Source organism: Pararhizobium sp. P1_E7 (genome assembly GCF_056405855.1).
This window is the reverse complement of sequence record NZ_JBFUBH010000063.1, coordinates 1-15,645: the sequence shown is the minus strand read 5'-3', so window position 1 is coordinate 15,645 and position 15,645 is coordinate 1. Positions and strand designations below refer to the sequence as shown.

At 59.4% G+C, this 15,645-nt stretch carries 14 protein-coding genes and 2 pseudogenes; 8 read left to right on the top strand and 8 right to left on the bottom strand.

Annotated features, from left to right (window positions below):
- Nucleotides 1–111: 111 nt before the first annotated feature.
- Nucleotides 112–1,479: an MFS transporter gene (locus tag AC1D17_RS24605; protein ID WP_477567909.1), complete on the bottom strand. Its 1,368-nt coding sequence runs from the start codon at nucleotides 1,477–1,479 to the stop codon at nucleotides 112–114.
- A 307-nt stretch (nucleotides 1,480–1,786) separates the two neighbouring features.
- Between AC1D17_RS24605 and cyoA the strand changes: the two genes are divergently transcribed.
- The 5 genes from cyoA to AC1D17_RS24580 all read left to right on the top strand — a co-directional run bounded on the left by cyoA (nucleotide 1,787) and on the right by AC1D17_RS24580 (nucleotide 6,753).
- Complete coding sequence (gene cyoA / locus AC1D17_RS24600; RefSeq protein WP_477567908.1) at nucleotides 1,787–2,929, top strand: ubiquinol oxidase subunit II; 1,143 nt, start codon at nucleotides 1,787–1,789, stop codon at nucleotides 2,927–2,929.
- Between the two features lie 32 nt (nucleotides 2,930–2,961).
- Nucleotides 2,962–4,965 carry a cytochrome o ubiquinol oxidase subunit I gene (gene cyoB, locus AC1D17_RS24595; protein ID WP_477567907.1) on the top strand — a complete coding sequence of 668 codons (2,004 nt, stop codon included), beginning with the start codon at nucleotides 2,962–2,964 and terminating at the stop codon, nucleotides 4,963–4,965.
- Nucleotide 4,966: 1 nt separating this feature from the next.
- Nucleotides 4,967–5,590, top strand: coding sequence for a cytochrome o ubiquinol oxidase subunit III (gene cyoC / locus AC1D17_RS24590; protein ID WP_477567906.1), 624 nt, complete (start codon nucleotides 4,967–4,969; stop codon nucleotides 5,588–5,590).
- Nucleotides 5,587–5,994 carry a cytochrome o ubiquinol oxidase subunit IV gene (gene cyoD, locus AC1D17_RS24585; protein ID WP_477567905.1) on the top strand — a complete coding sequence of 136 codons (408 nt, stop codon included), beginning with the start codon at nucleotides 5,587–5,589 and terminating at the stop codon, nucleotides 5,992–5,994. Before cyoC ends, cyoD begins: the two co-directional genes overlap by 4 nt.
- Before the next feature lie 87 nt (nucleotides 5,995–6,081).
- Complete coding sequence (locus AC1D17_RS24580; protein ID WP_477567911.1) at nucleotides 6,082–6,753, top strand: SURF1 family protein; 672 nt, start codon at nucleotides 6,082–6,084, stop codon at nucleotides 6,751–6,753.
- A gap of 37 nt (nucleotides 6,754–6,790) precedes the next feature.
- Here the strand turns inward: AC1D17_RS24580 and AC1D17_RS24575 are convergent, their stop codons facing one another.
- Nucleotides 6,791–7,522, bottom strand: coding sequence for a GntR family transcriptional regulator (locus tag AC1D17_RS24575; RefSeq protein ID WP_477567904.1), 732 nt, complete (start codon nucleotides 7,520–7,522; stop codon nucleotides 6,791–6,793).
- 232 nt (nucleotides 7,523–7,754) lie between these two features.
- On the opposite strand from AC1D17_RS24575, the gene AC1D17_RS24570 reads away from it, so the two are divergent.
- Both AC1D17_RS24570 and AC1D17_RS24565 read left to right on the top strand, forming a co-directional pair.
- Nucleotides 7,755–8,768, top strand: a complete 1,014-nt coding sequence (locus AC1D17_RS24570) for an SIS domain-containing protein (protein ID WP_477567903.1) — start codon at nucleotides 7,755–7,757, stop codon at nucleotides 8,766–8,768.
- An 81-nt stretch (nucleotides 8,769–8,849) separates the two neighbouring features.
- Nucleotides 8,850–9,662, top strand: a complete 813-nt coding sequence (locus AC1D17_RS24565) for a PfkB family carbohydrate kinase (RefSeq protein ID WP_477567902.1) — start codon at nucleotides 8,850–8,852, stop codon at nucleotides 9,660–9,662.
- Between the two features lie 63 nt (nucleotides 9,663–9,725).
- Here the strand turns inward: AC1D17_RS24565 and AC1D17_RS24560 are convergent, their stop codons facing one another.
- The 4 genes from AC1D17_RS24560 to AC1D17_RS24545 all read right to left on the bottom strand — a co-directional run bounded on the left by AC1D17_RS24560 (nucleotide 9,726) and on the right by AC1D17_RS24545 (nucleotide 13,753).
- Entirely contained in the window at nucleotides 9,726–10,481 is a 756-nt protein-coding gene (locus AC1D17_RS24560; protein ID WP_477567901.1) for an amino acid ABC transporter ATP-binding protein, read from the bottom strand.
- Between the two features lie 90 nt (nucleotides 10,482–10,571).
- Nucleotides 10,572–11,543, bottom strand: coding sequence for an amino acid ABC transporter permease (locus AC1D17_RS24555; protein ID WP_477567900.1), 972 nt, complete (start codon nucleotides 11,541–11,543; stop codon nucleotides 10,572–10,574).
- 21 nt (nucleotides 11,544–11,564) lie between these two features.
- Nucleotides 11,565–12,845 (bottom strand): NAD(P)/FAD-dependent oxidoreductase, encoded by a 1,281-nt coding sequence (locus AC1D17_RS24550; RefSeq protein ID WP_477567899.1) that lies wholly within the window; start codon nucleotides 12,843–12,845, stop codon nucleotides 11,565–11,567.
- A gap of 86 nt (nucleotides 12,846–12,931) precedes the next feature.
- Nucleotides 12,932–13,753: a transporter substrate-binding domain-containing protein gene (locus AC1D17_RS24545; protein ID WP_477567898.1), complete on the bottom strand. Its 822-nt coding sequence runs from the start codon at nucleotides 13,751–13,753 to the stop codon at nucleotides 12,932–12,934.
- A 734-nt stretch (nucleotides 13,754–14,487) separates the two neighbouring features.
- On the opposite strand from AC1D17_RS24545, the pseudogene AC1D17_RS24540 reads away from it, so the two are divergent.
- A pseudogene (locus AC1D17_RS24540) lies at nucleotides 14,488–14,727 on the top strand (helix-turn-helix domain-containing protein); the annotation flags it as partial.
- A gap of 107 nt (nucleotides 14,728–14,834) precedes the next feature.
- Here the strand turns inward: AC1D17_RS24540 and AC1D17_RS24535 are convergent.
- Nucleotides 14,835–14,996 carry a hypothetical protein gene (locus tag AC1D17_RS24535; RefSeq protein WP_477567910.1) on the bottom strand — a complete coding sequence of 54 codons (162 nt, stop codon included), beginning with the start codon at nucleotides 14,994–14,996 and terminating at the stop codon, nucleotides 14,835–14,837.
- A gap of 245 nt (nucleotides 14,997–15,241) precedes the next feature.
- A pseudogene (locus AC1D17_RS24530) lies at nucleotides 15,242–15,645 on the bottom strand (hypothetical protein); the annotation flags it as partial.

Genomic DNA, 15,645 nt, shown 5'->3' with positions numbered 1-15,645 from the left:
TATTTATGGAACTTGTTGGAGGGGTCGGAACGTGCGTGCTGAATCCAGCCGGCTTTCGCGGGCCGGTTTCTGTCAGCCGACCCCAAGCCCGATCATGGACTTTGCGCGGGGTTATCGCTTGCCGTTCGACGGCGTCTCCGATGTCGCGTCCGGTTCGCCGCTCATATCCAGCGCCCGAGTGACGCTCAATGCAACGACCGTGCAGATCGCGCCGGATATCAGATAGCCGCCGATGAAGATGATGCCGAAACTGCTGGCAAGACCGAGGGCCACGAGTGGCGCAAATCCGGCGCCGATCAGCCAGGCAAGATCGGACGTGAGCGCGGCACCCGTATAGCGGTAATATTGGCCGAACCGCGACGACACGACGCCGGATGCCTGACCGAAGGACAGTCCAAGAATGCCGAAGCCGATGATGATGAAGGCATCCTGTCCCGTGCGGCCGGCATCGAGCAGGAACGGTGCCGAGAAGGAGAAGATGGCGATGATGATAGCGCCGATCATCAGCTGGTTGCGGCGGCCGATACGGTCGGCGATGACCCCCGACAGAATGATGCCAACAAGGCCGACGGCGGCGCCGGCAACCTGCACCCACAGGAACTGCGCCGCCGACTGGCCGCCAAACAACGTCACCCAGCTTAAGGGAAAGATTGTGACGAGGTGGAACATGGCAAAGCTCGCCAGCGGCGCGAAGGCTCCGAGCAGGACGTCGGATGCATGTTTGCTCAGCATTTCGAAAACCGGCCGGGCCTGCAGTTCGTTGCTTTCCAGCGCCGAACCGAATTCCTGGCTGGCAACGATACGCAGACGGGCAAACAGTGCCACGACGTTGATCGCAAAGGCCACGAAGAACGGGTAGCGCCATCCCCAGGAGAGGAAATCTGCGTCGGAGAGATTGGCAACGAAATAGCCGAACAACGTGCTGGCCAGCGCAAATCCAATCGGCGCGCCGAGCTGCGGGATCATCGCGTACCAGCCGCGGCGGTTCGGCGGTGCGTAGAGGTTGAGCAAGGATGCAAGGCCGTCCCATGCGCCGCCAAGCGCAAATCCCTGCCCCAGCCGAAACAGCGCCAAAAGCGCCACGGACCAAAGCCCGATGGTTTCGTATCCGGGCAGGAATGCAATGGACGCCGTGGAGCCGCCGAGGATGAAAAGCGCGATCGTCAGCTTCGTGCCGCGCCCATAATTGCGATCGATCCACATGAAAACGAAGGAACCGACCGGCCGCGCCAGGAAAGCCAGCGAAAAGACCGCAAAGGACATCATCGTCGCAGCCACCGGATTGGGCGCAAACGGGAAAATCAGCCGCGGAAACACCAGGACGGAGGCAAGGCCGTACACGAAGAAATCGAAAAACTCCGACATGCGGCCGATGATCACACCAAGCGCAATGCTGCCGGCCGAAAGCGGCTTGTCGCCATGCATGCGCCGGGCGTCCTGTTCAAGCCCCGATGACGAAGGATTTGCAGCCACGCCCATAATCTTTATCTCCTTGCAGGATTTCGATTTCATCACAATGTGAACCCAGGCCGGGCTTTGATCTAGAATATGGTGCAAAACCGCTGCGGTCCATCCTATAAAACGACGGTGCCACGCCGGAGTACCACAGACGCTTTGATCTCTGCCAAAGACCGTCTATATCTTTGCTCAGCCAGACGTTCGACTTCGATCTCAGCCATAGTTTTTGCAACGCGACAAATTGCTGCACTGCGACGACGCACCTCATTCCGGTATCAATGATGCTTCGATAGTGCGGAAGAGACGGAACGCAAACTTCGAGCCCGCTATGTCCCTATGGAAAACTGCCAGCCGCCTTCTCGCCGTGTTGCCGCTCATGGCTCTGGCGGGCTGCAATATGGTCGTCATGGCCCCATCGKGCGATATCGCCATGCAGCAAAGGGATCTCATCGTCATCTCGACGGTGCTGATGCTGCTGATCATCGTGCCCGTACTGTTCCTGACGGTGCTGTTTGCCTGGCGCTACAGGGGATCAAACACCAGCGCCACCTATGACCCGGAGTGGCACCATTCGACTGCGCTCGAAGTGGTCATCTGGTCGGCGCCGCTGATCATCATCATCGCGCTCGGTGCGGTAACCTGGATCAGTACCCATAAGCTTGACCCTTACCGGCCGCTCGACCGGATCGACGCCGGGCGCGCGGTCCCTGCCGAGACAAAGCCGATCACCGTTGAGGTGGTCGCGCTCGACTGGAAATGGCTGTTCTTCTATCCGGACTATGGCATCGCCACGGTCAACGAGATGGCCGCGCCCGTCGATGTGCCGATCAATTTCAAGATCACCGCCTCCTCGGTGATGAACTCCTTCTATGTGCCCGCTCTTGCCGGGATGATCTACGCCATGCCGGGCATGCAGACGCGTCTTCATGCTGTAATCAACAAGCAGGGCGAATATGACGGCCTGTCCGCCAACTATAGCGGCGACGGCTTCTCGCACATGCGCTTCAAGTTCCACGGCCTGCAGCAGGCGGGCTTCGACCAGTGGGTGGAGCGGGTCAAGGCGCAGGGCATGGCGCTGAACCGTGACGCCTATCTGAAGCTCGAAAAGCCGAGCAGCAAGGAGCCGGTGCGCTACTACTCGAGCGTCGAGAACGGACTTTATGATGCCGTGCTCAATATGTGCGCCAAGCCCGGCAAGATGTGCATGAACGAGATGATGCATATCGACATGATGGGTGGCGGTGGCGCCGAAAGCGCCGAAAGCCGGGCGAGGCTGGAATACGACAGCCGCCATGGCACCGAAGGGGCGCCGGCAGCGGGCAACTCCGCGCGCAGCGATCAACCTGCCGCGGGTGTGGATGAGCAGCAGCCGATGAACCACGACATGCACATGCAACATTCCATGCCGGGATCCGACCAAAGTGGACCGGCGCCGGCGCAACTGAATACAGACGGCGCCTCCAAGCCCTGAGCCCCGCACTTCAAGAGATTTTGGACAGACACATGTTCGGTTACAGCAATCTGACGGAATTCATCTTCGGGCGGCTCACCTGGGAAGCCATTCCCTATCACGAGCCCATTCTCGTCGTGACGTTCCTCGGCGTGGCACTCGGCGGCATCGCCGTTCTCGGGCTTATCACCAAGTTCAAGCTCTGGGGCTATCTCTGGACGGAATGGTTCACCAGCGTCGATCACAAGAAGATCGGCGTCATGTATGTGATCCTCGCCCTCATCATGCTGCTGCGCGGCTTTGCCGATGCAATCATGATGCGTATCCAGCAGGCAATCGCGTTCAACGGCAGTGAGGGCTACCTCAATCCGCATCATTACGACCAGATCTTCACCGCCCATGGCGTCATCATGATCTTCTTCATGGCGATGCCCTTCGTGACGGGGCTGATGAATTTCGTGGTGCCGCTGCAGATCGGCGCCCGCGACGTCTCGTTCCCGTTCCTCAACAATTTCTCCTTCTGGATGACCACGGCCGGCGCGATCATCATCATGATGTCGCTTTTCGTCGGGGAGTTTGCGCGGACGGGCTGGCTCGCATACCCGCCGCTGTCGGGCGCGGACTACAGTCCCGGCGTCGGCGTCGATTATTATATCTGGGGCCTGCAGGTGGCCGGCATCGGCACGACGCTGTCCGGCATCAACCTGATTGCCACGATCGTCAAGTTGCGCGCCCCGGGCATGAGCTTCATGAAAATGCCGGTCTTTACCTGGACCTCGCTGTGCACCAACATCCTGATCGTCGCGACTTTCCCGGTCCTGACGGCCACGCTCGCGCTTCTGACGCTCGACCGCTATGCCGGAACCAACTTCTTCACCAACGATCTCGGTGGCAATCCTATGATGTATGTCAACCTTATCTGGATCWGGGGTCATCCGGAGGTTTACATTCTGGTACTTCCGGCCTTCGGTATCTTCTCGGAAGTGGTCGCCACCTTCTCCGGCAAGCGGCTGTTCGGTTATGCCTCGATGGTCTATGCGACGGTCGTCATCACCATCCTCTCCTATATCGTCTGGTTGCACCACTTCTTCACCATGGGCTCTGGCGCCTCGGTCAATGCCTTCTTCGGCATCACCACGATGATCATCTCGATCCCGACGGGTGCGAAGATGTTCAACTGGCTGTTCACCATGTATCGCGGCCGCATCCGCTTCGAAGTGCCGATGTACTGGACGATAGGGTTCATGATCACCTTCGTGATCGGCGGCATGACCGGCGTGCTTTTGGCCGTCCCGCCGGCCGACTTCGTGCTGCACAACTCGCTGTTCCTGATCGCCCATTTCCACAACGTCATCATCGGCGGTGTCGTCTTCGGGCTGATGGCCGGTGTCGTCTACTGGTGGCCGAAGGCCTTCGGCTACAAGCTCGATCCCTTCTGGGGCAAGATGAGCTTCTGGTTCTGGCAGACCGGTTTCTTCGTCGCCTTCATGCCGCTCTACGTGCTCGGCCTGATGGGGGTCACCCGCCGTGTCAGCCAGTTCGAGGACCCTTCCCTGCAGATATGGTTCATCATTGCGGCGCTCGGCGCCGTCCTGATTGCGCTCGGCATCGCCTCCTTCGTCATCCAGATCGTCGTCAGCTTCCTGCGCCGCGACCAGCTGCGCGAGACCAGCGGCGATCCCTGGAACGCCCGCACGCTCGAATGGTCGACGTCATCGCCGCCACCGGATTACAACTTCGCCTTCACCCCTGTCGTGCACGATCACGACAGCTGGTATGACATGAAGAACCGCGGCTACGAGCGGCCCCTTACCGGCTTCAAGCCGATCCACATGCCGAAAAATACCGGCACGGGCGTCATCCTCGCCGCAATCAGCGTTGCCTTTGCCTTCGCGATGATCTGGTACATGTGGTGGCTGGCGATCCTGTCCTTCTTCACGATACTCGCCGTCGCGATCGGTCACACGTTCAACTACAACCGGGATTTCTACATCCCCGCTGAAACCGTGACCGCGACGGAAGATGCACGCTCCAGTCTGCTCGCGGAACGGACCTGACATGGTAAGCAAAACGAACGCCCACGAAACCGAAAAGCCGGAATTCTACCTGACGGACGAGCATCATCCCGAAGGCAGCACGATGCTGGGTTTCTGGCTCTATCTGATGAGCGACTCCTTGATCTTTGCGGTCCTGTTCGCCACCCACGGCGTGCTCGGCCGAAACTACGCCGCAGGCCCCTCCCCCGCCGACCTGTTCGACCTGCCGCTCGTCGCCGTTAACACCGCCATGCTGCTTTTCTCCTCCATCACCTATGGCTTCGCCATGCTGCAGATGGAGAGAAACGCCAAGGCTGAAACGCTGTTCTGGCTTGCCGTCACCGGCCTGTTCGGCGCAGCCTTCCTCGGTATCGAGCTCTACGAGTTCGCACACCTGATCCATGAAGGTGCCGGGCCGACCCGTAGCGCCTTCCTGTCGTCCTTCTTCACGCTGGTCGGCACCCACGGCCTGCACGTCACCTCCGGCACCGTCTGGCTGATCACGCTGATGATCCAGGTGTCGAAGCGTGGGCTGATCCCGGAAAATCGTCGCCGGCTGATGTGCCTGTCCATGTTCTGGCACTTCCTCGACGTCGTCTGGATCGGCGTTTTCTCCTTTGTCTATCTGATGGGAACCCTCGGATGAGCTCACAGCCGCATGCCCCTGCTCACGAAGATGCAGCCAACACGCACCACGCTCACAGCCATGGTCACGAGGCCGGCCACGGTTCGTTCAAGGGCTACATGATCGGCTTTGGGCTTTCCATTATCCTGACGGCCATTCCGTTCGCACTCGTCATGAGCGGCGTCTTCGACAGCAAGCTGCTCACGGCTGCCCTGGTCATGGCGTTCGCCGTTGCCCAGATCATCGTTCACATGATTTTCTTCCTGCACATGAACCCGCGCTCGGAAGGCGGCTGGACGATGATGGCGCTGATCTTCACGCTCGTCCTCGTGGCGATCACGCTCGCTGGTTCACTCTGGGTCATGCATCATCTCAACACGAACATGATGCCGATGTCGCCGGACCTGATGAAGAACATGCCCTGACGGGTGACCACGGTGACCACAGAACCTCCCGTGACGGCGGACGCCACCGGCCATCCACGCCGCGCCCGTCTGGTTTTTGTCAGCGCCATGCTGGTCCTGACGGCTGTCTTCATCGGGCTTGGCACCTGGCAGGTGCAGCGGCTGTTCTGGAAGCTTAGCCTCATCGCCCGCGTGGAATCCCGGATCCACGCCGATCCGGTGCCGCCGCCCGCGCCTGCGCAGTGGGGTGCCGTCAGCACGGAAAAAGACGAATATCGCCGCGTCGCTGCGACAGGCACCTTCGAGCATGGCAAGTCGGTCCTTGTTCAGGCCGTCACCGAGCGCGGCGGCGGCTTCTGGCTGCTGACGCCGCTGCATCTTTCGGTCTCGTCGACGGTCCTCGTCAACCGCGGCTTTTTGCCCGCCGACCGCCGCGATCCTGCTGCACGCGCGGCGGGCGAGATCGTCGCCGGGCCTGTCACGGTCACCGGCCTCTTGCGCATCAGCGAACCCGGCGGTGCTTTCCTGCGCTCGAACGATCCGGCCAATGAGCGCTGGTATTCCCGTGACGTCGCTGCCATTGCGCGCGCCAAGGGCCTTGGTTCCGTCGCTCCGTATTTCATCGACGCCGACGCCACGCCCAATCCCGGCGGCCTTCCCGTCGGCGGCCTGACAGTGATCCGTTTCCGCAACAGCCATCTTGTCTATGCACTGACCTGGTATGGTCTTGCGGTCATGGCCGCCGCCGCGACGATTACCCTTCGCCGCCGGCTGATCTGAGTCTGCTGAGGCCCCGATACACCTGGGGAATACCGGGCTATTTCCGCGCGAGGCTGAACGAAAAATGGCTGCCGCGATGGTAGTCCACCGCATATATGACGGGGATGCCGGCCGTATTGAAGCAGGTTTCGCGGATGAGGAGTGCCGGCCCGAAGCCGCGGAGATCGTTGCGTTCGGTGACATCGTCCGGCAGCATCACGGCCGAGACCTTGGCAGCCGACATGCGCGGGCGGTGCTTGTAGCGCTCGAGCAGCGCCAGCAACGATCCGCTCCAATCGATGTCGAACAGCCGTGCTGGAATGATCTGGCGCGGTACATAGTCGATGCAGTACATGATGGGCTCGTCATCCTGCAGGCGCAAACGCTCGATCCGGATCACCCGTTCCCCGGGCGACAGCTTCAGGCAACCGGCAGTCGTCGCATCCGGCTCCTCCTCGGCGATGGACAGGACCTTGTTGTTGGTCTTGTAGCCATAGTGCTGCGTCATGTCGGTGACGCTTTCAAACACGGTGATCGGCCGCTCAACCGTTACCGCCGACATGGCCGAGACGAAACGGCCGCGGCCATGTTCCACGAAAATCACATCATCCTGCTCGAGAAGTTTGAGCGCTTCGCGCAAGGCCGGGCGTGAGATCTTGAACCGCTGCGTCAACTGGGCTTCCGTCGGAAGCTTGTCGCCCGGCTTCAGGCCATCGTCCTTGATAAGGTTGGCGATACGGTCGCGCAACTGAATGACCAATGTGCGCGTGTCGCGGAGGGGCTCGTCCAATTGTAACCTCGTTTAAGACCTGACGGTTTTCCTGTTCTTGTCTGACAAATTAGCGAAGGTCAACAGCCGGTAGTCAGGCGACGGATGCCTTGGCCATCGCGCTTCGACATCAGGCCATGCAAAAAGGGCACAACCTCGCCGTTGACAAGAAAAATCTTGGATGTCAGTTGTCTTACAACTACACATCTCATCGAGAGGCGTATCGACGCCCCCTTTCAAGCGAGGAACAATAATGCTGAATTTTGACGAACAGAGATTTCTGCGCATCCAGAGTGGCGCCATTGCGCTGCGCACGCGCCTCGATCAGGTCATCGCCACCTGCCTGTCGGCTGGTGCGGAAAACGTGTTCTTCCTTGGAACCGGGGGAGCTGCCATTCTGATGCAGCCAGCGGCGCAATTGTTGCAGCGCAAATCGCGTTTTCCGGCTTTCATTGACCTGACGGCCGAACTGATGATCACCGGCTCGGCCAACCTGACGGAAAAGTCGATCGTCGTCATGCCGTCCCTGTCCGGCACGACGAAGGAAAGTGTCGCGCTTCTCGCCAAGCTCAAGCAAATCGGAGCGACCGTACTGACCCYCGTCGGTCATGCCGAGACACCCCTTGGCAAGGGTGGCGACCACGTCTTCGTCAACTTCGCCGAGGACGACACGTCGTGCGAATCCTTCTACCTGCAATCCCTCTTCATCGCTCTTTCCATCATGAAGCATCGCGGCGAAATTGAAAATTACGCCCAACTGGAGAGTGAGCTTTTGCTGCTTCCTGAATTGCTTCTTGAGGTCAAGCGCGCCTATGAACCGCAGGCCGAAGCCTTTGCGCGCACGCTGGCGGCGTCAGATTATCACATTGTTACGGGCGCCGGAAACGTCTGGCCGCAGGCATTCTACTACGGCATGTGCATTCTGGAAGAAATGCAGTGGATTAAGACGCGGCCGGTGCACGCCTCGGATTTCTTCCATGGCACGCTGGAACTCGTTGAAAAAGGCGTGAGCGTCATTCTGTTCAAGGGAGAGGATGCCTTGCGTCCGCTTGCCGAGCGTGTGGAGAATTTCGTCCCGAACTATACAGACAAGCTGACGGTGCTGGACACGGCACAGTTTTCCCTGCCGGGCATTTCCGCCGAAGTGCGTGGCCTTGTTTCCCCGGTTCTCCTGGCGACCGTGCTGGAGCGCATAAGCGCCCATCTCGAAGTGCTGCGCGATCATCCGCTCACTACCCGCCGCTACTATAAACGTGTCGCCTATTGAGGCGTTTCGAAAACCATCGTAGAGCCGTGAGCGCCCGTGTTGGCGTTCGCGGCCTTGCCGTAGCCCTGCCAGAGATACCACATGAAGCCTCTCCGTTTTGCAACCGTCGGCGACAATTGCATAGATCGCTTCCAGCCGCCGGTCAGCCAGTCTCTGGTGGGCGGAAACGCGGTCAACGTTGCGGTTCAGCTCGCGCGCCTTGGACATGTATCCTTCTACTTCGGTGCGGTCGGCAGCGACCCCGACGGCGCACGAACACGAGACCTGTTGCGGGTGAAAGGTGTCAGGACTGACCATCTCGAGGAGCGGCCGGGGATCACGGCCTATACCGATATTGAGGTTCTGGAATCGGGCGATCGGGTGATGACCTTCGAGGATTTCGGCGTCTGCGCCGGCTACGCCCCCTCCCCGCAGCATGTCGAGGTCCTGAAGACGATGGATCACGTTCATATTGGCTGGTTGGACGATCGCGGTGCGCTGAAACGCGCCCTCGCCGAAGCCGGCATCAGCGTGTCGCAGGATGTCTCCGTCAATGCGGATCCCGCAAACCGCAGCGTCGATGGCTTGACCGTCGCGTTCGGCTCAGCCGGCGAAAACGTTGCGGTTGCAAATCGCATGATCGCGGATTTCCTGGGGGCTGGCGCAAAACTTGCCGTGGTTACACGCGGCGCAAGCGGGTCCAGCGCCAGCGCCGGATCCGAGCATGCAGAAACGGGCATCAGACCGGCCGAAGTCGTCGATACCACCGGCGCCGGCGACAGCTTTATCGCCGGCTTCCTCTCGGGACGCCTGTGCGGTCTCTCGCTACAGGCCAGCCTCGAGTGCGGGAGAGATAATGCAGCCGTGACATGCGGTCATGTCGGCGGTTTTCCGCAGGAACCCGCACCGCTTTAATGCTTGCCACACACTGGCAGCCGGGACATGGCGGGCCTGGGCGCCCGCCATGGTTTTTACCGGCTAGTGAAGCAACTGGCTGAGAAACAAGCTGGCGCGATCCGTCTTCGGCCGCGCGAAAAAGTCGTCAGGTTTGCCCTGCTCGACGATCCGGCCGCGGTCCATGAAGATCACCCGGTCGGCAACCTGCCGGGCAAAACCCATTTCATGCGTCACGCAGACCATTGTCATCCCCTCCCCTGCGAGTTCGACCATCGTATCCAGGACTTCCTTGACCATCTCCGGATCGAGCGCCGAGGTCGGTTCATCGAACAGCATGACATTCGGGTTCATGCACAAAGCACGGGCGATGGCGACACGCTGCTGTTGGCCGCCCGACAGTTGGCCTGGGTATTTGTGAGCCTGTTCGGGAATGCGAACGCGTTCCAAAAAGCTCATCGCAATTTCGACCGCCTGGTTGCGCGGCATTTTCTTCACCCACATTGGCGCGAGAACGCAGTTTTGAAGGATCGTCAGATGGGGGAAGAGGTTGAATTGCTGGAACACCATGCCGACGCCGCGACGGATCGTGTCGGCTTTGCGTTCATCATCGTCGAGCTCGACGCCACGGACGAAAATATGGCCTTCCTGATGGGCCTCCAACCGGTTTACACAACGGATCAGAGTCGATTTTMCCGAGCCGGACGGGCCACAGATAACGACTTGCTCGCGCGGCGCGATGGAAAGATTGATGTCATCGAGCGCATGGTACTGGCCGTACCATTTGTGGACGCCACGCAGCAGAATTTCAGCGTTTTGCATCGGTGTCGAAGTGGTCATGGTATCTCCGCAGGGTTATTTCAGGACAAGCCGGCCGACAGGACAATGATCTCCGCCCTCCCAGAGCATGGGCCTCCAGATGAGGCCCATTCAACGGACATTGAAACGGCCGAAGCGTGCTTCGATGCGCGACTGCAGGAATTCAAGCCCGATGGACAAGACCCAGTAGATCATCGATGCCGTGATCAGCATTTCGATGTGCCTGAATTCCGTCTGTCCCTGGGTGCGAGCGAGATACATGATCTCCCACACGCCAACGACCGAAACCAGGGAGGAATCCTTCAGCATGGCGATGAACTGGTTGCCGGTCGGTGGGATGATGACGCGCATGGCCTGCGGCAAGATGACGAGGCCCATGGTCTGGCTGGAACTCAGGCCGAGTGCTGTCGCCCCTTCCGACTGACCGCGCGGAATGCTTTCGATGCCCGCCCGGAAGATTTCCGTCATATAGGCGCCGTAGCACAGCGACAGCGCAAGAATGCCGGCGGGAACTGCGCCGATGACATAGCCAACCTGCGGCAGGCCGAGATAGATGATGTAGATCTGCATCAACAACGGCAGGCCGCGAAACAGCGACGTATAGAATGTGGCAAGCCCGTAGATGACGCCGTTCTTTGACAGTTTTGCGATGGCACCCGTTAGCGCGATCACCGTCGCGATGACGATCGAAATGGCGGAGATATAGAGCGTGGTCGTAACGCCCTGCGTGATCAGGTAGCCGATCTTCTTGGCGATGAACGTGAAGGAAAGATTGAAGGAATAGAAGAACAGCATCAGCAGCACGAAAAGCTCGATCCAGACGCCGATGATCTGTTGGCGGCGGCTCAACTGCCGTAATGCCATCCAGTTCGCCGCCAGGATAAGGGCGATCATGGTGGCGGCAAGGAAGCGCCCGAGCGCCGGATTGTCTGCAAGCCATCCGGATGTGGCCGGCACCAGATGTCCTATCCAGGCAGAGCTGATCCCGAGCGTATAGAGAACAAGCGTGATCAGGCTCAAAATGAGGGCGATGCCGGTTCGCCGCACGCCATCCGGATAAGTCAGTATCAAACGGCCAATCATGGTCCCATCCCTTCGGCGTGATCAGGCGGCGCGCTCGCGCCACCAATCCTGTGCCTGCAGTTTCCAGTAGGTGAGTTGTGCAACGGCAAGGCCCGCAATGCCGCCCGCCCAGCTGAGCCCAAAGGGCTTGAAAAGAGCGTGGCGATCCGACTGGCCAAGAATACCCTCCGCCACCAGCTTGCCGCCTATGGCCGTCGTGTTGAGCCCATGGCCGCCGAAGGCGGTGCAATGCCAGACGCCCGGCTGCATTTCGCCGATCTGGGGCATGAGGTGGCGCGCATAGGACATGAGGCCGGACCAGGCCAGCTCCGTCTTCAATCCCGAAAGCTGCGGGTAGGTTCCGGTCATCTCGCGGCGCAGTTCGCCGGCAAGGGCGGCGGGCGAAGCCGCCCGCGTGGTAATGCGCCCACCCCAGAGGATACGCCGGCCGCCATCGACAAGACGGTAGTAGTCGCCGGCGCGCCGGTTGTCGCCAATGGCATCGGTCGTGGCAATGGCTTGCCTGATGAGGTCGGGCGCCTCTTCACTCAGCATCACATAGGTGGCGATCGGCAGGAAGGCGCGTTTCAGCCGGCGATTAACCCCGCCGGTGTAGCCGCCGGTCGTGAACACGACCTGGCGTGCCTTCACCAAGCCTGTTGCGGTCCGGACGATTTTTTCCGCTCCATCCAGGTCCGCTGTAGCAGCTGGCGTGCCCTCGTAGATGCGCCCGCCAAGCCGCTCGATTTCTGCAGCAATCGCGCGAAGATAGTTGAGCGGGTGGATATGAAAGGCCCTTGCATCACGCAGGCCTTGAAAATAACGGTTTGACTTCAGGACCGAGCGCACCTGATCGCGGTCGAGGTATTCGAGTTCGTAGCCGTAGTCGCGCGCCATATGCTGCGCATGCGCTTTTAGGCTTTCGCCATCGTCGTGGCGCAGTACGCTGGTGATACCGGGCTGCGGATGGGCTGCCTCGATGCCAAGCTCGCGGATAGTCTCGCGGATGAAATCGACGCCTTCGATGGACAGGAGATGAATCTTGCGTGCTGCCTCGGCGCCCGCCATGCGGGCAATGTCGTCGCCGCCGGTAGCAAAGCCGGGGCTGACAAAGCCGCCATTACGACCCGATGCGCCAAAGCCGACGTTTTGGGCCTCGATGACGATGACCGATTGCCCGGCGCGCGCCAGCTGCAACGCCGTTGTCAGACCGGCGAGCCCGGCGCCAATGATAACGGTGTCACAGTCTGCCGTGCCATTGAGCACAGGTCTGACCTTCTCGTCGGCCATTGTTCGTCTGTAATAGGTGTCTGGATAGGACATCGTTTGCTCATGCGCCTGCGGTTTTCAAGATCGCACGGACGGGCAAGCCGCCCGTGCGAAGAGAGGGATTGTGCGAAGAGGCGGATTTAATCGGCCGCGTAGTCCTTGCCGTACCACTTGGTGGTAAGCGCCGCCAACGTGCCGTCCTTCTTCATCTCGGTGATGATGCCGCCGACCTTGGCAGTCCATTCCGGATCACCCTTTTCGCCGATGACAACGAGGGGCTCCTTGAAGGCATAGTCGCCTTCCAGGATACGAAGAGGATAACCATTCTTGATGGCGTTTTGGGCGGTTTGTTCGGGCGCGATGACGGCGTCGAGACGAACGCCGGCACCCAGACGCAGATCATCGAAGGGCAGCATGGAATCGGCAAAGGTGCGGATTTCGCCAGGCTCAACCTTGTATTCAACCGGCGGCAGGCCCGGGGCATCGATTTGAAGCTGGCGGCGGATAAAATCTTCCGATGTCGTCGCGGTTTCGACCCCGATTATCTTGCCGTTGAGGTCGGTGGCGGTCTTGGCTTCGCTATCCTTATGGACCACGTAGACGTAAGGGCTGTAATAATAGACACCGGCGAAATCGATGACCTGAGCGCGCGGTTTGGTGGGCGTGACCGAGCCGACGCCAATATCGTAGCGACCCTGCCAATGGCCGCCCGTCAGCGTTGCCCAGTCCGGCGTTTCGAAGCTGACCTCGACGCCAAGGCGCTTGGCGACCTCGCGCGAGACGTCGATATCAAAGCCAACCATTTCATTGTTGTCGTCGAGATAACTCTGCGGCGGCCAACCGCTGTTGGTGGCAACCACCATCGCCTTTTTTTCCATCACCCGGTTAAGGGTTTCCCCTGCATGCGCCGTGCTGACGAAGGCAAGCGCCGCCAGCGCCAAATGTGCAAAGAGTTTTTTCATGCAATCCTCCTGTTTCATTGGCTTCGCCAACGTTCCCGTTTTTTTGTAAGATGTCAGACAACAAAAAGTAGATGTGAATTGTCGGGGGGAGTCAAGCGACTGGGAATGCGGCGGGATGATAGAACATGATCAAACCATGCGGTTTTGTAATGATGTATCAAGGCTTCCCGGATCTCAGGACGGCTGCACGCTCAGGAAACCGTGAGCGTTTGCGCGTCCGGGGCGACGTCGATTTCTTGGAGATCGAGTGAAGATGTTCCTGTTGAAACCGGACGATGAAGGCGATGCGGTAGGCACTTGATCGGCGCCAATTCCCGGTGGATGCCATCGGCAGGTAGGTTGTCGACTGCACCAGCTGATGGCAATTGCGGTGCAGGCAGGGATCTACAGCCCCCTCCCCTTCAGAAGAAAATCGGGCTTTGCGTAACACCGCGCAACGAAATGACAACGCATGAGCACCGCGAAATCGTTGCGTCTGCCACTCCGGGATTGCCAAAGGCCCACTATCGTAAGCGGTGGATGGTATCCAGAGATTTGGCTGCCTGGCTAAGGTCGGGTTCGACAATGCCGTCGAGACTGAACAGCAAAAGAAAAAGGCCCCCAAACGTCGCCGTCGTGGAAGCCTTCCTCATCGTGTAGCAACATGAGAATCGCATTTCCCCGAATCACAGTCAAGAGTCTTTGGCGTCATTTGAGCGAGCAGATGTCTTTTGCCTTCTGAAGGGTGAAGAAAAATGCAGACGGGAAGTGTGACGACGCCTTTTGGGCGGTGCTCGATGACTCTTGTCTTGATAAAAGGCCAGATAGAATCGGCGGAAATCAAACCTGGCAAAACGGTCGATAAATGGAAGGTCTACAGAGACGTCTGTGACGCCCGCTCGTTGCTGGGTCTAAGGGACAGGGCCTTGTCCGTACTCAATGCCCTTCTCTCGTTTTACCCGGAGACCTATCTGGCGGACAGTACCCAACAGGTTGCCGCGGAGCGCAGGCATTTGAAGGTCATCAAAGAGAAGATCTCACGAGGCTGAGCCAAGGATCAGGAACCGCCCTGTTCTCCTTCCACTGCGCCGGCCACTATCGATCAATCCGCGCAGGTTTTGAAAAAGGTGGGAAGCCGAAGAACCTCATCGAGAATGACTAGCTTGTCGCTGTGCTCGGCCAGATAGAGCTCAGTCTCGGCAAGCTTTGCCCGTTCCGCGTCGGATTCGAGATCCAGATAGATCGAAGGACGGCTCTCGCCAATGGCAAGAGCAAGCGTCGTCTTGCCAACTTGACGCGGTCCGATAAGCGCGACAGCGGGGCTGCTGTCGATGAGATCATTCAGCTCAGAGGTTATTCTGACGCTCGATCATCCTTGCATTTATGGAGTTTAGATCCCTATTTGCAAGGTAAATTGTGATGCTCCGCTTTTTGCCGTCGACCATTCGGCCGTCTCGCGGACAGCCTCGAGCATGAAGAGTATCCATGGCTCCCACGAGGCCTCTGCTGTCACGGCGAGCAGAAGGTCGTAGTATGTGCGCTTGTTCTGGATGATGTGACGGCTGAGAAGAGGACCGGGATTTCCAGCAGCGCCTTGTCGACGAGGTACAGCAGGTTCAGCACGCGCCCGGTACGACCGTTGCCATCAATGAGTGCTGATTTCTCGAGGCAGGACCGTCGCCGAAATCGCTTTGCTCGAGGGCAAGAGCGTCGCCGACATCGAGAGCTGCCTGCAAAGTGCGCTGATCGCGTTGGACGCAAAATCAACTGCGGAGGCGCTTCAAAAAATGAACCTTTCCGGTTGATCGGAAAGATTGGCACCGCGACGCTCTTGCCGCTGAAGAAGCGGTGGACCTGGAGCCGCTGGGCGTCGCTCAGACGATTCCGGCAATGACGGCATCGAATTCCCGCTA